This is a genomic window from Ruegeria sp. CDSA193 (genome assembly GCF_059611885.1).
On sequence record NZ_JBXWPN010000003.1, the window covers coordinates 489,244 to 512,731 of the forward strand.

The window sequence follows — 23,488 nt, forward strand, 5'->3', positions numbered from 1 at the left end:
CTTCGCTGAACAGTTGTGCTGTTCAATTCGAGGGCCAGATGACATCTGACGCGCGCCATTCCCTACCCACGCATGACGTTCTGAACCAGCCGCCTGTGCGAGCAGATTTAGACCTTTGGGCCTCTGACCCAGTACTGCAAAATGTGGCAGGCGCGCGAAGCTCTATTCTTCGCAACTATGGTGCAGACCTTGGGCGTGCTGCAGTGAGAGACATGGCGCGCGAGGCCAATTTCCACTCCCCAGAACTTGTTCTGTTTGACCAAGGTGGACGCCGCCTGGATGAAGTGCGTTTCACTCATTCATACCATCACCTGATGCAACTCAGTCAATCATCCGGATACGCAGCCGTTGCCTGGTCTGACCTACCGAATGGTCACGCAACCCACGCCGCCATGGTCTACCTTGCCAGTCAAGTCGAACCCGGACATTGCTGCCCGCTGACCATGACTTACGCCGCCGTTCCAGCACTTGCGGCGAATGAAGAGATTGCCTCGATCTGGGTTCCCAGATTGACAGAATGGAACCACGATTCCTCTATCGCTCCTATCGCCTCCAAAAAAAGCGCCACGCTGGGTATGGCGATGACTGAGAAACAGGGCGGCTCGGACATTCGCGCCAATACCACGACGGCCACACGCGACGGAGATCACTGGCGGTTGCGCGGGCATAAATGGTTCTGCTCGGCCCCGATGTCCGACGGTTTCCTGACACTTGCCCAGACCCCCGGCGGTCTGACCTGTTTCCTTGTGCCCCGCTGGCTGGACGACGAACGCAACGCAATCCACCTGATGCGGCTGAAGAACAAGCTGGGCAATCGGTCCAACGCCTCGGCCGAGATTGAATACCATGATGCGCTGGCCTATCAGCTTGGCGATGAGGGCGCGGGTGTGCGCACAATCCTGGAGATGGTGCATCACACACGGCTCGACACTGCAATGGCCCCGGCAGGTCTGATGCGGGCGGCCCTCAGCGAAGCGCATTACTGGGTCAGCCATCGCAGCGCCTTTCAGCGCCGGTTGATTGACCAACCCCTGATGCGCATCGTTCTGGCCGATCTCGTGCTGGACTGGGAGGGGGCGCTGACACTGGGAATGCGTGTGGCGCAGGCTTTTGACAGTCATACACCCGAGGACAAAGCCTTTGCCCGCATCGCTGTTGCACTCGCCAAATTCCTCAACAACAAACGCTGTCCAGCCGTCGTGGTCGAAGCCATGGAGGTGTTGGGCGGCATGGGCTATGTCGAGGACACCCCCCTGCCCCTGCTCTACCGTGAAGCCCCTTTGAACGGCATCTGGGAAGGTTCGGGCAATGTGATCTGTCTGGATATCCTGCGCACCCTGGCGCGCGACCCCTTGGCCGCCCAGGTCCTGCAGGCCGAGCTTGAGGCGGCAACCGGAGTGAACCGCCACTATGATGCGGCGCTGAGGGACCACCGCGCCCGCTGGACCAATATCCCACCCGAAGCCGAGGCGCGCTGGTTTGCGGAGCGCACTGCCTTGCTGCTGACGGCCTCTCAACTGATACGCCAAGCGCCCGAGCCGGTCGCTGATGGATTTGTGGCGTCTCGGCTGACAGGTAACAATGGCCGCATCCCCGGTTCGGTGTCCGGGCTGGACACTGGTGCCCTGCTTGCGCGGTTGGGCTGACCCGCACACTTGCCCGGATACGCCATCTGCTGTAGGGGCAGCGCATGTTTGACGAAGCTGACGATATCCATCCGCTGTTTGCCGGCGCGCCTTCGACCACCGAGTTCAAGAAGCTGCGCAAACGCATCGTGCGCCACACCCGCGAAGCCATCGAACACTATGGCATGGTGGACCCGTCCGCGCATGAGAAAGACGGCAAACCACCCCGTTGGTTGGTCTGCCTGTCAGGCGGTAAGGACAGCTATACCTTGCTAGCGGTTCTGTACGAGCTGAAATGGCGCGGCCTACTACCGGTCGATCTGCTGGCTTGCAATCTGGATCAGGGCCAACCGGGTTTTCCCGCTACCGTCCTACCCGAGTTTCTGGAACGCATGGGTGTACCGCACCGCATCGAATATCAGGACACTTACTCGGTCGTCATGGACAAGGTTCCCCAAGGCCGCACCTTTTGCGCGCTATGTTCGCGCCTGCGCCGGGGCAACCTGTACCGCATCGCGCGGGAAGAGGGCTGCTCGGCCGTGGTGCTGGGTCATCACCGTGACGACATCCTTGAGACGTTTTTCATGAACCTGTTCCACGGCGGCCGTCTAGCAACGATGCCGCCAAAGCTGGTGAACGAAGAAGGCGACCTGTTCGTCTTTCGCCCCCTTGCCCATGTCGCCGAGGCGGATTGCGAGAAATTTGCCAATGCGATGAACTACCCGATCATTCCTTGTGACCTGTGCGGCAGCCAGGACGGGTTACAACGCCAACAGGTCAAACAGATTCTCGATCAGTGGGAAAAAAACAGCCCCGGACGGCGGCAAGTGATGTTCCGCGCCTTAACCAATGCGCGCCCTTCGCACCTTTTGGACCCGAAATTGTGTGATTTTGTTAATCTTTCCATCAATTCGAACGAAAAAACTGAAAAAACGGATGATATTCCACAGCTGCGTTAACGAGTGACTCAGACTGATTTTCTACGGTTTGACCTGAGCGCAAGATGCTCAAGGTAAAGGCGAAGACGAACCGATGAGGAAATCTGTTTCCGTTGATCAATTTCTCGATACTCTCACCACATATCTGAGTGGCCCGCCGGTGCTGGCCTTTGCTCCCGCCATTTCGCTTGCGGCTTTCTGGATCGGTGGAGAACGTGCGCTTGTCGTTGTGGCACTAAGCCTTCCGTTGCTGATCGTCGCCTTCGCCTCAGTCAGACGCACGCAAACTGCACGCATCTCTCCACTGCACCATCACGGAAGACTCGCGCCAACGGATAAGTTTGCCGCCGAACTTGAAAATTTCTTTGACCGTACCGATCACGATAACATGGGATCGGCTTGTATGATTATGGCCTTAGACGGGTTCACAGAATTTGTTGACCTGCACGGAAATGCGGCCGCGACCCATCTGTCCAGCCAATTTTGTGACCGCATCTTCTCGGTCATTCGAACCGGCGATATTGCGACACGATTAGACGAGTGCAGAATTGCCATCGGCCTGCGCCCGTCACAGCATCTCGATCTCGAAGCCTGTATTCAGATGTCGGGCCGCATCCAATCCGCCGTTGAAGAGCCGATCACCCTAAACGGCACCACTGCCTATGTCTCGTGTTCAATCGGTTTTTGCCTGCAATCCGCAATTCGCGGATCCGGGTTTGAAAATTGGATTGATGCCGCATCTGCTGCGCTATGCGAAGCTCAGCGTAATGGGCCCTCAACGATCCGCGCCTTTTCAAACGAAACCCGCCGTAGATCCAATATCAGGGCCAACCTTCGCAAAGAGTTCGAGGCTGCGCTGGACAACGGACAAATCCGCCCCTGGTTTCAGCCTCAGGTTTCCACAGATACAGGGCGGGTTACGGGGTTTGAAGCCCTGGCCCGCTGGGAGCACCCGCAAAAAGGCATCTTGAACCCACAGATATTTCTGCCTTTTGCCGAACAGGCCGAGCTGATGGAGAGGCTTGGCCAGACGATGCGGCATCATGCATTCTCCGCGATGTGCGACTGGGGCCGGAACGGGATTCACGTCCCACGAATCGGAATCAACTTTTCTTCGGACGAGCTACGAGACCCCGCTCTGCTGGACCGATTGAAATGGGAAATGGACCAAAACGACCTGACGCCCGACCGACTGGCTGTCGAAATTCTGGAAACCGTGTTTTCGCGACGTCCGGACGATGTGATTACCCGCAACGTGACCAGCCTTGCAGCACTTGGCTGTTGTATCGATCTGGATGATTTCGGCACTGGACATGCCTCGATCGCCTCGATCAAACGGTTTGATGTGACGCGGATCAAGATAGACCGAACTTTTGTGGCCAAGGCGGACAGTGATGCATCGCAACAACAATTGGTCAGTGCAATTCTGACTATGGCCGAAAGGTTGAATGTGGAAACACTCGCCGAGGGTGTTGAAACCACCGGTGAGCACGCGTTGATGGCACAGCTAGGTTGTGACCACGTTCAAGGCTTTGGCATTGGCAAGCCCATGCCGTTCGAAAAGACCATGGATTGGATCTCGGCCCACCAGAACAAAGTCAAAGGCATTCCCAAGATTGGACGGCAAGCGGGTTCCTGATCGCAGGTTTTCACCACAAAAGCCCAATCTGGAACCATAAGGCGGGCGAATCCGCTTGACCTTTGGGGCTGCACTCTGTTGAACCCACCGGGTGTGTTTCACTGCTTAAGGTGGCTGTCCCAGATGGACGATCAGAACAAGAATCTCATCCTCGCAACCGCGCTCAGCTTTGTCGTGATCCTGGTTTGGTTCGTGCTGTTTCCACCGCCCGAGCAAACCACCATTACTGATCAGGCTGAAATCAGCGCCATCAAAAGCGATGAGGTTCAGACCCCCAGCGCCTCGAGCGCGGGCACCGTAGGCGAAGCCACGGCGAGCGCAGAAGAAACGCTGCCCGGGTCCGAGGCCGCGCGGATCAAGATCGACACGCCCCGCCTTGAGGGCAGCCTGTCGTTGTCCGGTGGCCGCATCGATGAATTGTACCTGAAGGATTATAAAGTCTCGATCCAGGACGACGCACCGATTGTCGAACTGTTCTCTCCGGTCGGATCTGAATCTGCATATTATGCGCTCTACGGATGGGCGCCTGGCGCTGGTGTCACCGGCACGGACGTACCCGGGCCGAACACGGTCTGGATGGTCGAAAATGGTGAAACACTTGGGGTGAACGCTCCAGTTACGTTGAAGTGGGAGAATGGCAATGGCCTGACCTTCCGCCGTACCATCTCGGTAGACGAGAACTATATGTTCGAAGTCACACAAGCGGTGGAAAACAACACACAAGCCGAGGTCGGCATGGCGCCATATGGCATCCTCGCCCGCCATGGCATCGGCGAAGATGGCGACCTGCCCGGACTGAAGAATTTCTTCATCCTGCATGAAGGCGTGATGGTCATGGCCGACGGTGTTCTGGATGAAATCGACTATGGCGATGTGCGCGACTTTGATATTGATCCGAACGAACGGGCGCAAGCCGAGGTCTTTCAGGTCAAAGACGGTGGCTGGGTCGGCTTTACTGATCACTATTGGATGACCACCCTGATCCCGGCTGAGGGCACGACCTTCAAGGCAGCAGCCAAATACGATGCCCGTCGCAAGATCTATCAGACGGAAACTGTACTGCCGACATTGCTTGTCGCACCTGGGGCTACTGAAGAGGTCACAACCCAGCTGTTTGCCGGTGCCAAAGAATGGGAAACCATTCGTGAATATCAGGCCGAAGGCGTTCAAAAGTTCATCGACAGCATCGACTGGGGCTGGTTCTATTTCCTGACCAAGCCGATCTTCTGGCTGCTGCACAACATTAACGCCCAGATCGGCAACATGGGCTGGTCGATCATCGGCCTGACCCTGATCATCAAGGCGATCTTGTTCCCGCTGGCGTTCAAGTCCTATGTCTCGATGGCGAAGATGAAGGAACTGCAGCCGCAGATGGAGGCCCTGAAAGAGGCCGCTGGTGACGATCGTCAGAAAATGCAGCAAGGTATGATGGAACTGTACAAGAAGGAAAAGGTTAACCCCGCCGCGGGCTGTTTGCCGATCCTGATGCAGATCCCTATCTTCTTCTCGCTGTATAAGGTGATCTTTGTCACCATCGAACTGCGTCAAGCACCGTGGTTTGGCCCGTTTCAGGATCTCAGCGCACCGGATCCAACGTCAATCATGAACTTCTTCGGCTGGCTGCCTTGGGCCGGGCCGCAACCTGACACCCTTATGGCGCTGATCTTCATCGGCATCCTGCCACTGTTGCTGGGGATTTCGATGTGGCTGCAGCAAAAGCTGAACCCGGCACCAACAGACGCGACACAGGCAATGATCTTTGCCTGGATGCCCTGGGTCTTCATGTTCATGCTCGGTGGGTTTGCCAGCGGCCTTGTGGTGTACTGGATCGCGAACAACACGATCACCTTTACCCAACAGTATCTGATCATGCGCAGCCAAGGTTATAAACCGGATGTATTTGGCAACATCAAATCCGGTTTCAAGCGCGCCGCCAAGACGGATGACAAATGACGGCTGAAGTCACCCATATTTGGCGGCATCCTATGAAAAGCCACGGCCACGAAGCCGTGCAGACCGTGACAGTGACCCCCGGGCAGACAATGCCCGGGGATCGCGTTTGGGCAGTTGCGCACGAAGCGTCAAAGGCCGATGGCACGAAATGGGTACCTTGCGTCAATTTCAGCCGAGGGTCAAAAGCCCCAGTTCTGATGGCCATTTCCGCCAAGCTGGATGCGGATCTGCTGACCCTGACCCACCCCGATCGCCCCGATCTAACCTTTGACCCGGATCGGGAACAGGACGTTTTTCTGGATTGGGTGCGCCCGCTGATGCCCGCGGACAGGGCGGCATCTGCCCGGATCGTTCGAATACCAGGGCGTGGGATGACAGACAGCGATTTCCCGTCAATCAGCCTATGCAACATGGCCTCTCACCGGGCGGTTGAACAAAAACTGGGGCAAGACCTATCAATCAAACGCTGGCGCGGTAACATCTGGTTCGATGGCCTGCCCCTATGGGAAGAATTCGACTGGCTCGACCGCGAGTTGCAAATCGGTGAGGCCGTGTTCCGTGGCCGCGAGCGGATTGTGCGCTGTTTGGCGACCACTGCGAACCCCGATACCGGCGACCGCGATGCCGACACTTTGGGCGCGCTGAACAGCTGGGGCCATCAGGATTTCGGCATCTATACCGAAGTGGTTCGCGGCGGGGTAATCTCGGTCGGTGACAAGGTGATACCGTTATGAGCACCCTACCCTTCCCTCTGGCCCAAGATCCCGATGAATTCTCGTTGGAGCGCGGGCGCAAGCTGTTTGCAGGCCCGTCCGAGTTTGTCAAAGGTGTCGTCGCCATGAGTGGGCTGCCCGACCCTGACCGGCTTGAGGTCTGCTTTGCGGGCCGCTCCAATGTTGGCAAGTCCAGCCTGATCAACGCGCTGACCGGCACCAAGGGGCTGGCGCGTGCATCGAACACGCCGGGCCGCACGCAGGAAATCAACTTTTTCACCCAAGGGCCGGAGCTGTATCTGGTCGACCTTCCCGGCTATGGCTATGCCAATGCGCCGGTTAAGGTGGTGGAAAAGTGGCAGCGGTTGCTGAAACAATATCTCAGTGGCCGACAGACCCTGCGCCGGGCCTTTGTCCTGGTTGACGCGCGCCATGGGGTAAAGCCTGTTGATGCCGAGATTATGAAGCTGCTGGACACCAGTGCCGTAACCTTTCAATGCGTGCTGACCAAGGCAGACAAGGTCAAGGCCAATGAACGCGAAAAGGTTCTGAACCAGGTCCGCTCGGCCCTGTCAAAACACCCCGCCGCTTTCCCCGAAATCGTGCTGACGTCGTCCGAAAAAGGCGATGGTATCCCAACGTTGCGCTCGATCATCACGCATCTGGAATAGCTTGGCCCTTGGCAGCACCTTTCAAAGGCCCTAACACGGTGGGCCAGAGGGACCTTAGCCATGAAGACAAGAGACATGAACCGGGATTGGATTGCCACCGCCGCCACATTGAACAGCGCACTGCCCTATCTGCAGCGCTATGATGGGGCCATTGTCGTTATCAAGCTGGGCGGGCACGCCATGGGCAGCGATGAAGCGATGGAAAGCTTTGCCCGTGACGTGGTTCTGATGCGCCAGGTGGGCATCAACCCGGTTGTGGTACATGGCGGCGGTCCCATGATCAACGCGATGCTGGACAAGCTAGATATCCAATCCGATTTCGTGAACGGTAAGCGTGTGACGGACAAGGCGACTGTCGAAGTGGTCGAGATGGTCCTGTCCGGCCTCGTGAACAAACGCATTGTTCAGGCCATCAACGGACAGGGAGGGACTGCGGTTGGCCTGTCGGGCAAGGACGCCAGCCTGATGATCTGTGATCAAACCGATGCCTCGCTGGGGTTTGTTGGCTCTCCTTCCGAGATGAAACCCGAAATCCTGCACGATCTGTTTACGCATGACGTGATCCCGGTAATTGCGCCTCTGGGCGCCGGGCGCGAAGGTGAGACGTTCAACGTCAACGGTGACACCGCCGCCGGTGCCATCGCCTCGGCCTTGAAGGCAGACCGTCTGCTGTTGCTGACCGACGTATCAGGCGTCAAGAACGCTGCCGGAGAGGTCGTGACCGAGCTAAAAGCCGGTCAGATCCGCGAGATGACCCTGGACGGGACCATCGCAGGCGGAATGATCCCCAAGACCGAAACGGCGCTGGACGCACTACATAGTGGGGTGCGGGCCGTAGTCATTCTGGATGGGCGCGCGCCCAATGCGGTGCTACTGGAACTGTTCACCGAACACGGGGCTGGGTCGCTGATCCGACCCGATTGATCGACTGCGACGGAGGTGACATGACAGAACAAACCGCACCTTCTCCGAACATTTATCAACGTGTCGACAGAGCGGCAGCTGAGGTTGGGCTTATCGTGATGGGTGCGTTGCATCCTGGGCGCGCTAATGCCAAGCAATTGGACAGCGGCACCCTGATCCTGCTAGGTGCAGGGCCCACGTTCTGGCCTGTTTTGAAATCAGCCCTTGAATGGCAAGGTCCCGACCCTGTTGACCGGTGGTCGTACCGCGTCGTCAATCAGATGGCGCAGGATTTGGGGGCGCAAGCCTATTTCCCATTCGGTGGCCCACCCTATGTGCCGTTTATCGACTGGGCGCTGAAATCGGGGCGTACATTCAGCAGCCCTGTTGGCGCCTTGGTGCATGACACGGTCGGTATGATGATCTCGTATCGCGGCGCGCTGCATTTTGATGAGGAATTCGAGATTCCCGGTGCCCATAACTCATCGCCCTGTGTTACATGCGATTCCCCTTGCGCTCAGACCTGCCCAGTCGGAGCCCTGAACACCCACAGCTTCTATGACGTTGAGGCCTGCCACGGGCATCTGAACACAGAGCAGGGCCAAACCTGCATGACCGGTGGCTGCCTTGCGCGCCTCGCCTGCCCTCTCAGCGCCGGGGCCGGACGCGATCCGGAACAATCCGCCCACCACATGAGGTCTTTTCACCCGTCATGACCCGCACTCTGATCCTGATCCGCCATGCGAAATCCAGTTGGGATGAGCCGACGCTCAGCGATCATGATCGGCCATTGAACAAGCGTGGGCGCAAATCAGCACCCGCCGTGGCCGACTGGCTGCGCAGCAACGGCTGGCTGCCGGATGAGGTTCTCAGCTCTACCGCTGTCAGAACCCGCGAGACATGGGACAGGATGGGGTTGCACGCCGATCCGATCCGGTTCGAGCGCGCGCTGTATCTGGCTGGTCCTGATCTCATGATGCGGGTCCTGTCGCAGGCTACGGGTCAAACCGTGCTGATGCTGGGCCACAACGCCGGTATCGCCGACTTCGCTAGACAGCTTGTGCGGCAGGCGCCAGATCACGGCCGTTTCGATGACTACCCGACCTGTGCAACAACAGTCATACAGTTCGAGATCAACTCCTGGGCCGCGCTTCGGTGGCACAGTGGGGATGTCTTGGGATTCGTCATTCCACGCGAGTTGCCGGAATAAAAAAGGCGGGGCAAAAACCCCGCCTTTCATGGTTCTTCCGATCGGGATCAGTGACCCAAAATCTGGCTCAGGAACAGCTTGGTCCGCTCGCTTTGTGGGTTGTTGAAGAACTCTTCTGGTTCGTTCTGTTCCACAATCTGACCGGCATCCATAAAGATCACGCGGTTGGCGACCTGACGGGCAAAACCCATCTCGTGGGTCACACAAAGCATGGTCATGCCTTCTTCGGCCAGCTCGATCATAGTGTCGAGCACCTCTTTGATCATCTCAGGGTCCAGCGCCGATGTAGGTTCGTCGAACAACATGATCCGCGGCATCATGCAGAGCGAACGGGCAATCGCAACACGCTGCTGCTGACCACCCGAAAGCTGGCCAGGATACTTGTCGGCCTGTTCTGGGATTTTCACCTTCTCTAGGAAGTGCATCGCACGCTCTTCAGCCTCTTTCCTGGGCGTCTTGCGCACCCAGATCGGGGCCAGCGTACAGTTTTCCAGAATGGTCAGATGCGGGAACAGGTTGAAGTGCTGGAACACCATCCCGACCTCGGACCGGATCTTGTCGATGTTTTTCAGGTCATTCGACAGTTCCGTCCCATCCACCATGATCGTGCCTTGCTGGTGTTCCTCCAGCGCGTTCAGACAGCGGATCAGGGTGGACTTACCCGACCCTGACGGCCCCGCGATAACAATCCTCTCGCCCTGATTGACGGTCAAATTGATGTCGCGCAGCACATGGAAAGACCCATACCACTTGTTCATGTTGTTGATTTCGATGGCGACCTCGTCGCTCACCTGCATCTTGGATCGGTCAATTTCGCGGTCTATTGCAAGTTCAGACATGTGTTGAACTCCTTAACGATGGCCAGTCTGAAGCTTGCGCTCCAGATACATGGAATAACGGGACATGGAGAAGCAGACGACGAAGAACAGCGCGCCGATAAAAGCGAACAGTTCCCAGTAGATGCCGTTCCAAGCGGTATCAGCGCGGATCGCGTTGGCAAGGCCAAGCACGTCGAACAGTCCGATGATCGACACCAGAACCGTATCCTTGAAGATCCCGATGAATGTGCTCACGATGCCCGGAATTGAGATTTTCAGGGCTTGCGGCATGATGATCAAACGCTGTGCCTGCCAGTAGTTCAGGCCCAAACTGTCGGCGCCCTCGTACTGACCGCGTGGCAATGCAGCCAGGCCACCCCGGATCACTTCGGCCATATAGGCGGCTGAGAACAGGGTCATCATGATCATCACCCGCAGGATGATGTCAAAATTGGTGCCTGGTGGCAGGAACAGATTCAACAGCAGCGAGGCCACGAACAGTAGCGTGATCAGCGGCACGCCGCGAATGAACTCGATAAAGCCCACACACATGTATTTGACGATAAGAAGGTCCGACTGACGGCCCAGCGCCAACACGATACCGATCGGCAGCGAGACACCGATGGCGACAACACCCAGCAGGATCGCGAGCATGAAACCACCGAACTGACGACTTTGCACGGCTTCGATACCGATCGGCAGGATCGAATCCATGGCACCAACGAAGTGGCTCGATAGAAACAGCCACCAGATCAACGCAGCCACTGCACCACCGATCATCCCGAGCAATTCGCTTTGTTGCTTGCTGACGACGGTGTAGACGGCCCAGCCGGCAACAAATCCAAGTGCCGCCGACAATGGCCCCCAGATGGTACCACCCCACATCAACCAAGGCATCAGGAAGGGATAGATCGCGCTAAAGATCAGCAACTTGCTCGGAACACGGTCCGAATACAGCACTGGTGCCAGAGCAACCAGCAACAGAACAAGCGCCAGAATCGGCCGCCAGTACAGATGGCTCGGGTAGAATCCGAACAACAGCTGCAGCCAGCGATCATTGATGACAGCCCAGCAAGCATGACCATGGGTGTCTCCCCAGGTTGCCATCATGATCTCACGGCACTCAGTCAGTGAATTGGCATTCCAGACGGATTGGAACGTCCATGGCAGAACGCCCGACAACACATAGTAGATCGCATAGAGCGAAACCAAAGTCAGGATCGAATTGAACCAACCAGAAAACAGATTGTGCTTAACCCAACCTACTATTCCCACTTCAGACGCTGGTGGCGCTTTCTCCGGCAACATTTCCGCGCGGACAAATGAAACATCACTCATATTACCGCTCCACCAATTTGACACTATTGTTGTACCAGTTCATCACTGCCGAGATGCTCAGCGAGATGCACAGATAGACCAGCATCAGCAGTAGAACGCATTCCAGCTCGCGGCCGGTTTGGTTCATGGTGATGCCACCCAAGGTACCTGTGATATCCATATATCCCACCGCAATCGCCAGAGACGAGTTCTTGGTCAGGTTCAGGTAGTTCGAGATCATTGGCGGGATGATCACGCGCAACGCTTGCGGCAGGATCACCAGACGCATAATCCGGCTCGGGCGTATACCCAGCGCGGCGGCGGCCTCGGTCTGCCCCTTGGAAATGGCGAGAATTCCGGCCCGCACGATCTCAGCGATGAAAGCTGCAGTGTAAAGGGACAGGGCCAACCACAATGCGATAAGCGAGTTCCGCAAATGAGTGCCGCCTTTAAAGTTGAACCCTTTCAGTTCCGGGTATCCCAAATGGAATCCCAACGCAGTCAGCAGGATCAACATCGGCACAAACAGTATGCCCAACTGAATATGCCAGATGGTTGGGCGATCACCAGTTGCTTCCTGTTTTGCAGCGGCATTAGCGGATACTTTGCGCATTACAAAAATGCTGCCCGCCAAAACGACCAGAAAGGCAACCAGATCCAATGAAATGTCGAAGCGTAAGCTGGACGCACCAAACAAGTGGATATCGCCAAGACTGCGTGAAAACAGGAGCTCTGGGATATAGACACCGCGATTGGTGACGGCGACAGAGTTGAAAAAATCCATCGTGGCCGTCGGGGTTTCGCCTCGGAATGCATTGGGTGCCGGTAAACCTTCGATCAGAATGGCCATAGCCAGAACGATCCAAAGCAGCACAGGCACGTTACGGAACATCTCGACATAAACAGTCATGATCCGCGCGATCAGCCAGTTGTTTGAAAGCCGTAATACACCAACGAAAACACCGATAATCGTCGCCGTGATACAGCCGAGAACTGCAACAACAAGTGTGTTTAGCAATCCGATAAGCCCAGCACGCAAGTGGCTGTCTCGAGAATCGTATTCCAGCAGGCGTTGGTTGATATCGTAACTTGCAGGTTCGCCGAAGAACCCGAATTCTACGGGTTTACCAAGTGCTTCGAGGTTCTGAATGGTGTTGGAAATGATCCAGGCTGCCAAAAGCATGAAACCGATCATTGCAATGACCTGGATGGTCGCAGATCGGTACCGCGTATCGTAAAGGAGCATGGACAGCCGGAACTGCTCCTTTGGCGGGTCAGTGAGAGTCGACATGACCTATGTATATCCCCGTGTCATCCCGTTATTCGCAGACAGAGTTGATCTCTGTTCAATCTAACCGGGACTGTTTCTTATGGATTGAAAAAGGGCGCAGGATGAACTGCGCCCTCTTCAATGGATATTAGCGGAACGGCGGCGAGTACAGCAGGCCGCCATCGGTCCACTGACCGTTCAGGCCGCGTGCCAGACCGATTGGGGTTTCTTCACCGATGTTCTTGGCAAAGACCTCACCATAGTTACCACCCGCCTTGATAGCGCGCATTGCCCACTGTGCGTCCAGACCCAGCATCTCACCCAGAGTGCCTTCGCTGCCCAGCAGACGGTTCACTTCGGGGTTGTCGGTGCCAGCAGACATCTCGTCGATGTTCGCCGAGGTCACACCCAGCTCTTCAGCCGAAACCAGTGCGTTCAGTGTCCAGCGAACAACGTCGCCCCACTCGTGGTCGCCATGACGGACCAGCGGGCCCAGCGGCTCTTTCGAGATGATTTCGGGCAGCAGGATGTGATCACCGGGGTTTTCGAACGTGGCGCGCGTTGCGGCCAGGCCCGATGCGTCGGTGGTATAGACGTCACATGCGCCAGCCAGATACTGCTGCTGCGCTTCTGCGTTGGTTTCGATCGGAACCGGCTCGTAGCTGATGTTGTTCGAGCGGAAGAAATCCGCCAGGTTCAGCTCGGTGGTGGTGCCGGTCTGGATGCAGACAGTCGCGCCGTCCAGTTCCTTGGCCGAGCTTACGCCCAGCGCTTTGGGAACCATAAAGCCCTGACCGTCGTAATAGTTTACACCGACGAATTCGAACTTCAGGTCTACGTCGCGGCTGAAGGTCCAGGTGGTGTTCCGGGCCAGCATGTCGATTTCGCCAGAAGCCAGCGCGGTAAAGCGTGTCTTACCTGTGGTCGGAACGAATTCAACGGCGCTTGCGTCACCCAGAACCGCAGCGGCAACGGCGCGGCACAACGAAACGTCAAAGCCCTGCCATTCACCATTTGCGTCGGGCGCGGCAAAGCCGACCAGACCGGTGGTCACACCGCAGTTCAGCTTACCGCGCGCCTTGACGTCGTCCACGGTTCCCGCCATGGCTGCGCCTGCGGCCAGACCGGCAACTGTGGCCGCGCCCAAGATTACGGATTTTTTCATTTTTACCTCTTCCTGATTGTCCATCCCGTTCAGGGACGGTTCTATCCGGCACCTCAGGTACCAGAAAGGTTTCCCCAAAGGTGTCTCCCCTTTAGTGCGCACGAGTTTGGTCGCATTCATAAACAAACGTCAAGGGTCGGATCAGGGAAAACGATGGATCAACTCACAGATGTCCATCAGAGCGGTAAAAATTCAGAAATCTAAGATCAATCAGAGACGTCGTAGAAGCGTTTAGCGTGTAAAAAGGCAGAACGTTTGACTTCGGCTGCTTCATGCGCCTCGTCGTCATGGCCCCATTGTTCGATTTGCCACAGCTCGTCCAACCGCGAAATCCGCCAGATCTCTTGCGCATCACACCAATCGGAAGTGGCCGCAAACCCAAGGATCAACGAGCCCGAAAGGCTGACCAGGTCGTGGAAGGCAGCCAGTTGGAAGTTGTTGAAATCATGCACTCGCCGGCGCAACTGATCCAGCGCCGCCACGTCTTGCGGCTGATGCAGGATACCTGTGACGGGCTGCAAGCGAACCGACATGGCTTCCGCGGCCCAGTCCAACACCGGGTCCCACTGTTCAGCTTGCCGCTGCTGCAACTCTTGCGGGTGGGCGGCGCGATAGCACAGCAAATCCGAATCGCCATAATCGGCAAGCATGTCTGCAACTTCGGCGTGCTGAATCTGTACCTTGTCGATGGCTGCATTGGCCGAACGCGTGTAGGGCATCGTCCCTGGGTCAACCTGTTCTTCCTGCGCGTCCCATTCGGCCGCAATGGCCTGAGCCATCGGCAAGGTCGGCAGGATAAGTCCGGCCCGCGCAGGTGTTTTGACCCTACGACCGTCCAATTCGACCGTAAATCCGCCATCGGCCTCTACCACCTGACATGCAGTCCAAAATCGTTTCGGTTTCCAGTCACTCATGTCTTCAGGTCCAGATATCGTCCAGTGCGCCCGGCAACTGGTCAAACGTTTCGATAATACGAGAGGCAGCGGCCAAGGCAGGCTGTTCGTGATACCCCCAGGTTACGCCAATTCCGGTGACACCGGCGGCGGCGGCCATATCCATGTCAAACCGGGTATCCCCGATCATGACCGTATCAGCAGCGTTGACGCCGGTTTCGGCCCGTGCCGTGTCGATCATCGAAGGGTGCGGTTTTGACGGGTGGTGATCCGCGACCTGCCGGGTCACGAAATAGCCTTGCAGGCCGTGCCCCTCGATCAGGGCATCCAGACCGCGTTGCGATTTGCCCGTCGCCACGCCCAGCAGAACCTCGGGGATCGCATGTAGCGCCTCGACGACCTCGCGCGCGCCGGGATAAAGCGGCGAGCTGGCCATTCCCTGTTCCAGTCGATGCGCGTGATAGGCCTGTTTATAGCCCTCTACCAACCGTGCCTGATCCACAGCAGAACACTCGGGCACCAACTGTGCCATGGCTTGTGGTAGAGATAATCCGACTATGGACAAGATCCCCGCCCTATCCGGTACCGGAAGAGACAAGGCATCAAAGCTGGCGGTCATGGCCGCAATAATGCTGCCCTGGCTATCGACCAGGGTACCGTCCACATCAAATAGTACCAGACGCAAGGGTCTGCTCATTGCAGAGACTCGAACGGATCATCCGCAGCCAGGTCTTCGGCCCATCCGAATGTGTCCCAGCTGTGTTTCATATGATCAGGCAAGGGTGCGGTGACCGTGATCTTCTTACGCGTCACCGGGTGCTGAAACGAAGCCTGCCGCGCATGCAGGTGCAGCTTTTTGCTGATCACACCGCCCAACTGCGCACCCCAGCCATCGCCAAGGTTCTCTTGACCCGAACCGCCGTATTTTCCATCCCCGATGATTGGATGCCCAATCGCTGCCATATGCGCACGCAACTGATGAGTGCGGCCGGTGATCGGCTCCATCGCGACCCAGGCGGCGCGTCCGGCCACGCGGTATAGCGTAGCGTAAAGTGTATGGGCCCGCTTCGCGCCTGGCGTATCGTTGATTTCGTTAAGATGAACGGGGATCATCTTTTCGCCCTCGCCCTGGCTGCCATGGCCCGGGGCCTTGACCAAACCGGTCTTGATCTCGCCCAGATAAGGGGTCGGCACCCCAGCGACTAGAGCCCAATATATCTTGCGCGTGTCCCGGTGACGGAAAGCGGCGGTCAGTGCTTTGGCGGCCTCGCGTGTGCGGGCCAGCAACAGCACGCCCGAGGTATCCTTGTCCAGTCGGTGCACCAGTCGCGGGTTTTCGTCATATCCAAAGCGCAGCGCCTCGGACAGGCCGTCCACATGGCGGGTCTGGCCGCTGCCGCCTTGCACCGGCAAGCCTTGCGGTTTGTTCAGCGCGATCACGTGATCATCGCGATAAATCACGCAAGCCTGCATCATCTTGGCATCCGCATCTGTGATCCGCGGTTTCACCTCGACCGGTTTGTGGTCCGCATCCGGCAGAGGTGGCACGCGTACGACCTGGCCGACCTCAAGCCGGGTCGAGGCCTTGGCCCGTCCGCCATCCACACGCAGTTCGCCCTTGCGGCACATTTTCTCGATGCGCCCCTGGCTGACATGCGGAAACAGACGCCGCAGCCAGCGGTCCACCCGCTGATCGCCATCCCCATCCGCAACCGTTATCATCTGCACGCCACTCATGCCATTGCCCCTTGCGCCGCGCGGCAGACCCGCCCGGACCACGCTGTAAACATTGTCCCAGAAAACATGCGCGTCTGTCGCGCGCATCGGCCAAAGAGTCAAGCCGGTGCTAGTCTGGTTTCCGTTGCGAACGCAGCTTGGCAAAGTAGTCCAACCGTTTCTTTAGCTCACGTTCAAACCCACGCTCGACAGGTTGATAGAGAACAGGGCGCGATATGGACTCGGGAAAGTAGTTCTGCCCAGAAAACCCATCCTCGGCATCGTGATCATAAGCATAGCCTGCACCATAGCCCTGATCTTTCATCAAAGAGGTCGGCGCATTCAGAATATGTTTGGGCGGCGGCTCACTACCTGATTGCTTGGCCAGACGCATCGCTGCCTTGTAGCCCACATAGGCTCCGTTCGATTTCGGAGCCAGAGCCAGATAGACCAGCGCCTGCGCCAAAGCCAACTCGCCTTCGGGACTGCCCAGCCGCTCATAGGTTTCCCATGACTGCAGACAGATCGCCTGAGCCTGCGGATCAGCCAGACCAATGTCCTCGACCGCCATTCGCGTGATCCGGCGTGCCAGATACCTTGGGTCCTCGCCTCCCGTCAGCATTCGCGCGAACCAGTACAGGGCGGCATCGGGGTCGGATCCTCGCACCGATTTGTGCAAGGCCGAGATCAGGTTGTAATGCTCATCTCCAGATTTGTCGTATTTCGCGGCACGGCGCATGAGCCGGGTCGACAGGGCTTCAAGGTCCAGCGGGCCCTCAACTTTCCACGCGGCCACCTGTTCGATCAGGTTCAACAGCGCGCGCCCGTCGCCATCGGCCATTTCTTGCAGCGCAGCTCGGGCCGCCGGGTCCAGTGGCAACGCGCGATCCAATTCTTTTTCAGCACGTTGCGTCAGGCGTTCTAGATCGGCAGGGCTGAGCCGTTCCAGCACCAGCACTTGTGCCCGGCTGAGCACAGCGGCGTTCAGCTCGAACGATGGATTTTCCGTGGTCGCCCCGACCAGAAGGATCGTGCCATCCTCCATATGCGGCAGAAACCCGTCCTGCTGCGCCTTGTTGAAGCGATGGATTTCGTCAACGAACAGCAACGTCCCCTGCCCGTTGTGACGCCGGATCTTCGCAGCTTCGAACACTTTCTTCAGGTCGGGAACACCAGTAAAGATGGCACTGATCTGCACAAAATGCAGGTCCGTCTCTTGCGCCAAAAGCCGCGCGATCGTGGTCTTGCCGACACCGGGCGGCCCCCAGAATATCAGGCTCGACAGACTGCCCGAGGCCAGCATCACGCCCAAAGGCGCATCCGAGCCCAACACCTGTTCCTGCCCGATCACCTCGGCCAGCGTTTGCGGGCGCAATCTGTCGGCCAGCGGGCGATGTACAGGCGGCGCAGGGTCAGATGACCCGGTATCGAAAAGGTCACTCATCCGGTCACAGCCTGAACCGCAGGGAAACCGGCCGCCCGCCCCTGAGGATATCCAGATTGATCCGACGCCCCGGATCGGTCAGCGCCTTCACGACATCAGCAGGTCGCTCGACCCGCGCGCCGTTTATCCTATCGACCACATCGCCCGGACGCAGCCCGGACCGACCACCATAGCGGCCCGCGTCGACCACAGCCACCCCCGTCTGCGACAGCAAAAGCCCCAGCCGCGCGATAACAGCAGGGTTGATCCGCGACACGGTCAGGCCTGGCATCACGGTTTCATCGTTCAGCGTCGTCACTTCCGCTGCCGGAACCTCGGGCGCTTTGACCAAAGCGACCTCAAGTTCAGCTCGGTCCTCGCCGCGCAGTCGCGTCACCACCGACGTGCCGCCCACACCGGCCACTGACATGCGGAATTTCATCTCTGCCGGCGAGTTGACCTCATCCCCGTCGACATGGGTCACGACGTCCCCAACCTGCAACCCTGCCTCGGCCAACGGGCTGAGCGCATGGAGATCCGAAATCACCACACCCTGCGGGATGACCAAGCCCAGAGACTCAGCGATATCCGCACTCATGTGCTGCCCTGCCATTCCGGCCCAGGGGCTGACAAAACTGTCATTGCCGGCCTGCGCTTGCCGCAGGAATTCGGCAACCAGATTGGCAGGGATGGCAAAGCCGATCCCGTTCGATCCGCCAGAACGTGTCAGGATCGAGGTGTTGATGCCAATCAGATCACCGTTTACATCGATCAGCGCCCCGCCCGAATTGCCGGGATTGATCGCCGCGTCCGTCTGAATGAAATAGCCCCGCGCATTGCCCGTCGCCGTACCGGTCCGCGCCAGCCCCGAGATAATGCCCGATGATACCGTCTGCCCGACGCCGAACGGGTTGCCGATGGCCAGAGCCAATTCACCCACCTCAACCAAATCGGAATCCCGCATGTCGATCGAAGGCAACGCCTCGGCATCTTTCAGACGCAGAATGGCGATGTCGCTTTCCTGATCGCCCAGAACCACCTCGGCCGAAAACTCGCGCCGGTCCGTCGTGACGACCCGTATTTCTGTCGCTGAACCAACAACATGATAGTTAGAGACCACATAACCGTCATCCGTCAGGATCACACCCGACCCCAGCGAATTCTGAACGCGCGGTCGCGGTTCGCCAAAGCCGCCGCCAAAGAAATCCTGAAAGAACGGGTCAGAGAACAGTGAATTCGAGCGCCCTTCGCGCACGATCTTGGCGTAGATATTCACCACAGCCGGCGCGGCCTGTTTCACCACCGGCGCAAACCCTAGGCTGATTTCGGCCTGAGAACGTGGCACCCTGGTTTCCGCCGCGGCAGAGGCAGACAAAAGCGATAAAGCGAAGGCCGTGGCGCGAAGCATCATAGTTCCCGAAAATTTTTGGACTGTTTTGGATATGCGGCGCGATGTCTGGGTTTGCAAGCGCGGTATTGGAGTTTCTGCCAGACTTCAGTCATCACCACCCAGACAAGATTAAGCCAGTCCAGCCACATTTGACATGTCCGACCGCCTGACTACGACGTTCATAGTCAGACGGTTAGGTATTAGCTGAGCTGTCTCGGTTTCAAGCGAACCGATCTGTATGCCAAAACGACAAGCGTAAGTATGGCCCCCTGCCCTACGAGTACTGCGGGCCAGATCAGGGGAAACTGCGCGTCTGCGTACTTTTGCGGTCCGAAGGAAACCGAAGCAAGAAGTGCTGCTAAAAGTGTCAGGCATATACCGGCCTTTGTTTCCGTGGCGCCAAGGAGGATCGCAGCGCAGGCTGCGCTGAGTGCGGCTCCAATAAAAGGCGCGATCCCAAACAGTGGTGTAGCTGTGGGCGGATGTGGCGGTACTCCGGCATAGAGAGCGCTCAGCATAACGATCTGCAAAACGATAAGTGTCAACAAAGCAGCATTGGCCGCCCGATCTTTCTCATAAATCAAATTCGCCTCCTTTTTCCGTAACAAAGTGTACGGTTGCGTTAAGCCGTAACCCAATGTACGGCTTAGTGTCAACACCATTCAGGAGGCCAGATTGAAAGATCACCTACGCACTGCCCGGCAGGAACAGATCGAAACAGCGGCTTATGAACTGCTCGCAGAAAAAGGTTTCGCGGGAACTTCGATGCTGAGCATCGCCAAACGTGCCCGCTGCTCAAACGAAACACTCTACAACTGGTATGGCGATAAGCTTGGCTTGTTCCGCACCTTGGTGTCACGAAACGCTGCAGAAGCAAAAACGTTGCTTGAAAACGCGCTTGCACAGCGTGAAGCCTCGATCGAAACACTCGACGCCTTTGGGCCGGTATTGTTGGATATCATATTGGGCGAGAAGGCGGTTTCTCTGAATCGCGCGGCCGCAGCTGACCCAACCGGCCAACTAGGTAAAGCCTTGTCAGAGGCAGGCCGGGAAACAATTTTTCCTCTCCTGGCACAGCTGTTTGAAGCTGCCAGAACCAATGGAGAGCTAGTCAGAAACGATATATCGGACGTGGTTGATTTGTATTTGGGATTGTTGATTGGTGATCTACAGATCCAGCGCGCGATCGGGCGCACACAAAAGCCCGATCCGGGAACATTGGCAAGGCGCGCTGAAGCAGCAACCAGACATTTGCAAACGCTTCTCGGGCCCTGACTAAAGCTGACACATACCAAGAGCAGAGCGGACTTGCGACTGGCTCCATAAGAAAAACCCCCGCGTCCGAGACACGGGGGTTTTCACATGAAAGCCAGGCTTTCTTATTCTTCGTCTGCGGCCTCTTCGGCGGCGGTACGCGCTTTGTCTGCAGCGCCTTTGGCGTCCAGATCGCGGTCAACGAATTCGATGATCGCCATCGGGGCCATGTCGCCATAGCGGAAGCCTGCTTTCAGGATCCGTACATAACCGCCCTGACGCTCGGCGTAACGGGGGCCCAGGATTTCGAACAGCTTTGCGACGTCTTTGTCTTCTTTCAGCTGCGATGCGGCCTGACGACGGGCGTGCAGGTCGCCGCGCTTGCCCAGAGTGATCAGTTTTTCAACGATCGGGCGCAGTTCTTTTGCCTTGGGCAGAGTTGTTTTGATCTGCTCATGTTCGATGAGCGAGCCAGCCATGTTCGCAAACAGAGCCTTGCGGTGCTCATGAGTACGGTTCAGGCGGCGGTAACCACGTGCGTGACGCATTTTCTAGTTCCTTCTTTAGCGTTTTGCTTTGTCTGGCCGGCGATGCGTGTCACCGACTCTCCTTGGGGCAAGATCGCCCTTGATTCCCCGGCAGCCCGAGCATTGGGGAAGACGCGCTTAAAACGCGTCTTCGAATTTCTTCGCCAGATCTTCGATGTTGTCGGGCGGCCAATCCTCGACATCCATGCCAAGGTGCAGACCCATGCCGGACAGCACTTCTTTGATCTCGTTCAGCGACTTGCGGCCAAAGTTCGGGGTGCGCAGCATCTCGGCTTCGGTCTTCTGGATCAGGTCGCCAATGTAGACGATGTTGTCGTTCTTCAGACAGTTTGCCGAACGGACCGACAGCTCCAACTCATCTACTTTCTTCAGCAGCAGCGGGTTGAACTCCAGACCATCATCCTCGTCCTGACGACCAGCCGCTTCCGGCTCATCGAAGTTGACGAAGATCGACAGCTGATCCTGCAGGATGCGCGCAGCATAGGCCAACGCGTCCTCGGGGGTGATCGAACCGTCAGTCTCAATCTTCAGGGTCAGCTTGTCATAGTCCAGAACCTGACCTTCACGCGTCGGTTGAACATCATAGGCGACCTTTTTAACCGGCGAATAGATCGCGTCGATCGGGATCAGGCCGATAGGTGCATCTTCTGGCTTGTTCTTTTCAGCCGAGACATAGCCCTTACCGGTGTTGACGGTCAGTTCCATGAACAGGTCGGCACCATCATCCAGGTGACAGATGACGTGATCGCGGTTCAGAACCTCGATGCCAGCGCTTTCGCTGATGTCCCCTGCGGTGACGATTGCCGGACCTTTTGCATTGATCGACAGACGCTTGGGGCCTTCGACCTCCATGCGCAGAGCGACCTGCTTTAGGTTCAAAATGATGTCGGTGACGTCTTCACGCACGCCTGCAACCGAACTGAATTCGTGCAGGACGTTGTCGATCTGAACGCTGGTGATGGCCGCACCTTGCAGCGAGCTCATCAGAACGCGGCGCAGGGCGTTGCCCAGTGTCAGACCAAAGCCACGTTCCAGCGGTTCTGCAACCAGCGTTGCCTGGCGCGCAGGGTCGTTGCCCGGCTTGCTTTCCAGCTGGGTTGGCTTGATCAATTCTGCCCAATTCTTGTGGATCATGTAATCCCTCCATTCCTGTCCGCGCCCCATGACCAACAAGGTGCAGACGCCCGAGGTTCAAAATGACGTGCTGGGGCCGTGCGAAAATGCGGGCCCCAGCTCAATTCTAATTCGCTTAGACGCGGCGGCGTTTCGGCGGGCGACAGCCATTGTGAGCGATTGGCGTCACGTCGCGGATCGACGTGATGTTGAAGCCCACTGCAGCCAGTGCGCGCAGAGCCGATTCACGACCCGAACCGGGGCCCTGAACTTCGACTTCCAGCGTCTTGACGCCGTGATCCTGCGCCTTTTTACCTGCGTCTTCCGCAGCCATCTGAGCAGCATACGGTGTAGATTTACGCGACCCTTTGAACCCCATGGTCCCGGCCGACGACCATGCAATGGCGTTGCCTTGCACGTCTGAGATCAGGATCTTGGTATTGTTGAAGGTCGAATTCACATGGGCCACGCCCGATGCGATATTCTTGCGCTCTTTTTTCTTGGTACGAGTCTTTTCGCGTGCCATCGGTCAGACCCTCCTTATTTCTTCTTGCCAGCAATGGCCTTTGCGGGGCCTTTGCGGGTACGAGCGTTGGTATGGGTACGCTGACCGCGAACGGGCAGGTTACGACGATGACGCAGACCGCGGTAGCAACCCAAATCCATCAGGCGCTTGACGTTCATCTGAACTTCGCGACGCAGGTCACCTTCGACGGTGAAGTTTGCGTCGATATGTTCGCGGATGGCCAGAACTTCGGAATCCGACAGCTCATTGACGCGACGGTGCGCTTCAATGCCTACGGCTTCGCAGATGGCCTGCGCCGAGGTGTTGCCGATACCGGTGATATATGTGAGGGCGATAGGTACCCGCTTTGCAGTCGGGATGTTTACGCCGGCAATACGTGCCACGTGTCACTTTCCTTTTTGTT

The 23,488-nt window shown here is 57.4% G+C and carries 23 protein-coding genes; 10 read left to right on the forward strand and 13 right to left on the reverse strand.

What is annotated here, in order from left to right; genetic code table 11:
- Positions 1-38: 38 nt before the first annotated feature.
- The 9 genes from AC2FLG_RS07850 to AC2FLG_RS07890 all read left to right on the forward strand — a co-directional run bounded on the left by AC2FLG_RS07850 (position 39) and on the right by AC2FLG_RS07890 (position 9,652).
- Positions 39-1,646, forward strand: coding sequence for an acyl-CoA dehydrogenase family protein (locus tag AC2FLG_RS07850; protein WP_496705766.1), 1,608 nt, complete (start codon positions 39-41; stop codon positions 1,644-1,646).
- Positions 1,647-1,690: 44 nt separating this feature from the next.
- The gene (ttcA, locus tag AC2FLG_RS07855) at positions 1,691-2,584 is read left to right on the forward strand and encodes a tRNA 2-thiocytidine(32) synthetase TtcA (protein WP_496705768.1); all 894 of its coding nucleotides are present in this window, start codon (positions 1,691-1,693) and stop codon (positions 2,582-2,584) included.
- A gap of 73 nt (positions 2,585-2,657) precedes the next feature.
- On the forward strand, positions 2,658-4,202 hold the full coding sequence (locus tag AC2FLG_RS07860; protein ID WP_496691916.1) for a putative bifunctional diguanylate cyclase/phosphodiesterase: 1,545 nt from the start codon (positions 2,658-2,660) through the stop codon (positions 4,200-4,202).
- A 123-nt stretch (positions 4,203-4,325) separates the two neighbouring features.
- Entirely contained in the window at positions 4,326-6,155 is a 1,830-nt protein-coding gene (gene yidC / locus AC2FLG_RS07865; protein WP_496705770.1) for a membrane protein insertase YidC, read from the forward strand.
- The gene (locus AC2FLG_RS07870; protein ID WP_496705772.1) at positions 6,152-6,889 is read left to right on the forward strand and encodes an MOSC domain-containing protein; all 738 of its coding nucleotides are present in this window, start codon (positions 6,152-6,154) and stop codon (positions 6,887-6,889) included. Before yidC ends, AC2FLG_RS07870 begins: the two co-directional genes overlap by 4 nt.
- The gene (yihA, locus tag AC2FLG_RS07875) at positions 6,886-7,539 is read left to right on the forward strand and encodes a ribosome biogenesis GTP-binding protein YihA/YsxC (protein WP_142639735.1); all 654 of its coding nucleotides are present in this window, start codon (positions 6,886-6,888) and stop codon (positions 7,537-7,539) included. Before AC2FLG_RS07870 ends, yihA begins: the two co-directional genes overlap by 4 nt.
- A 60-nt stretch (positions 7,540-7,599) precedes the next feature.
- The gene (gene argB, locus AC2FLG_RS07880; RefSeq protein WP_496691913.1) at positions 7,600-8,463 is read left to right on the forward strand and encodes an acetylglutamate kinase; all 864 of its coding nucleotides are present in this window, start codon (positions 7,600-7,602) and stop codon (positions 8,461-8,463) included.
- Positions 8,464-8,483: 20 nt separating this feature from the next.
- A complete protein-coding gene (locus tag AC2FLG_RS07885; protein ID WP_496705773.1) occupies positions 8,484-9,158 on the forward strand; it encodes a ferredoxin in 675 nt (224 codons plus the stop codon).
- Positions 9,155-9,652 (forward strand): SixA phosphatase family protein, encoded by a 498-nt coding sequence (locus AC2FLG_RS07890; protein ID WP_496705774.1) that lies wholly within the window; start codon positions 9,155-9,157, stop codon positions 9,650-9,652. The genes AC2FLG_RS07885 and AC2FLG_RS07890 overlap by 4 nt, the downstream gene beginning before the upstream one ends.
- A 47-nt stretch (positions 9,653-9,699) precedes the next feature.
- Here the strand turns inward: AC2FLG_RS07890 and AC2FLG_RS07895 are convergent, their stop codons facing one another.
- The 9 genes from AC2FLG_RS07895 to AC2FLG_RS07935 form a co-directional block, all read right to left on the reverse strand.
- Complete coding sequence (locus AC2FLG_RS07895) at positions 9,700-10,491, reverse strand: amino acid ABC transporter ATP-binding protein (RefSeq protein ID WP_142639743.1); 792 nt, start codon at positions 10,489-10,491, stop codon at positions 9,700-9,702.
- A gap of 12 nt (positions 10,492-10,503) precedes the next feature.
- On the reverse strand, positions 10,504-11,808 hold the full coding sequence (locus AC2FLG_RS07900; RefSeq protein ID WP_496705775.1) for an amino acid ABC transporter permease: 1,305 nt from the start codon (positions 11,806-11,808) through the stop codon (positions 10,504-10,506).
- A 1-nt stretch (position 11,809) separates the two neighbouring features.
- A complete protein-coding gene (locus AC2FLG_RS07905; protein WP_496691910.1) occupies positions 11,810-13,078 on the reverse strand; it encodes an amino acid ABC transporter permease in 1,269 nt (422 codons plus the stop codon).
- A 127-nt stretch (positions 13,079-13,205) separates the two neighbouring features.
- Positions 13,206-14,222 (reverse strand): amino acid ABC transporter substrate-binding protein, encoded by a 1,017-nt coding sequence (locus AC2FLG_RS07910; RefSeq protein ID WP_142639749.1) that lies wholly within the window; start codon positions 14,220-14,222, stop codon positions 13,206-13,208.
- Between the two features lie 206 nt (positions 14,223-14,428).
- On the reverse strand, positions 14,429-15,136 hold the full coding sequence (locus AC2FLG_RS07915) for an ATP12 family chaperone protein (RefSeq protein WP_282022297.1): 708 nt from the start codon (positions 15,134-15,136) through the stop codon (positions 14,429-14,431).
- A 4-nt stretch (positions 15,137-15,140) separates the two neighbouring features.
- On the reverse strand, positions 15,141-15,812 hold the full coding sequence (locus AC2FLG_RS07920; protein ID WP_496705776.1) for an HAD-IA family hydrolase: 672 nt from the start codon (positions 15,810-15,812) through the stop codon (positions 15,141-15,143).
- Entirely contained in the window at positions 15,809-16,852 is a 1,044-nt protein-coding gene (locus tag AC2FLG_RS07925) for an RluA family pseudouridine synthase (RefSeq protein WP_142639807.1), read from the reverse strand. Before AC2FLG_RS07925 ends, AC2FLG_RS07920 begins: the two co-directional genes overlap by 4 nt.
- Positions 16,853-16,961: 109 nt before the next feature.
- Entirely contained in the window at positions 16,962-18,275 is a 1,314-nt protein-coding gene (locus tag AC2FLG_RS07930) for a replication-associated recombination protein A (RefSeq protein WP_496705777.1), read from the reverse strand.
- Between the two features lie 4 nt (positions 18,276-18,279).
- A complete protein-coding gene (locus AC2FLG_RS07935) occupies positions 18,280-19,662 on the reverse strand; it encodes a trypsin-like peptidase domain-containing protein (RefSeq protein WP_496705778.1) in 1,383 nt (460 codons plus the stop codon).
- A gap of 657 nt (positions 19,663-20,319) precedes the next feature.
- Between AC2FLG_RS07935 and AC2FLG_RS07940 the strand changes: the two genes are divergently transcribed.
- Positions 20,320-20,919 carry a TetR/AcrR family transcriptional regulator gene (locus AC2FLG_RS07940; RefSeq protein ID WP_496705779.1) on the forward strand — a complete coding sequence of 200 codons (600 nt, stop codon included), beginning with the start codon at positions 20,320-20,322 and terminating at the stop codon, positions 20,917-20,919.
- A gap of 104 nt (positions 20,920-21,023) precedes the next feature.
- Here the strand turns inward: AC2FLG_RS07940 and rplQ are convergent, their stop codons facing one another.
- The 4 genes from rplQ to rpsM form a co-directional block, all read right to left on the reverse strand.
- Positions 21,024-21,446 carry a 50S ribosomal protein L17 gene (gene rplQ / locus AC2FLG_RS07945; RefSeq protein ID WP_142639761.1) on the reverse strand — a complete coding sequence of 141 codons (423 nt, stop codon included), beginning with the start codon at positions 21,444-21,446 and terminating at the stop codon, positions 21,024-21,026.
- Between the two features lie 117 nt (positions 21,447-21,563).
- Complete coding sequence (locus AC2FLG_RS07950) at positions 21,564-22,580, reverse strand: DNA-directed RNA polymerase subunit alpha (RefSeq protein WP_281995981.1); 1,017 nt, start codon at positions 22,578-22,580, stop codon at positions 21,564-21,566.
- Positions 22,581-22,695: 115 nt separating this feature from the next.
- A complete protein-coding gene (gene rpsK, locus AC2FLG_RS07955; RefSeq protein ID WP_037311698.1) occupies positions 22,696-23,085 on the reverse strand; it encodes a 30S ribosomal protein S11 in 390 nt (129 codons plus the stop codon).
- Positions 23,086-23,099: 14 nt separating this feature from the next.
- Positions 23,100-23,468 (reverse strand): 30S ribosomal protein S13, encoded by a 369-nt coding sequence (gene rpsM / locus AC2FLG_RS07960; RefSeq protein ID WP_142639766.1) that lies wholly within the window; start codon positions 23,466-23,468, stop codon positions 23,100-23,102.
- Positions 23,469-23,488: the final 20 nt, after the last annotated feature.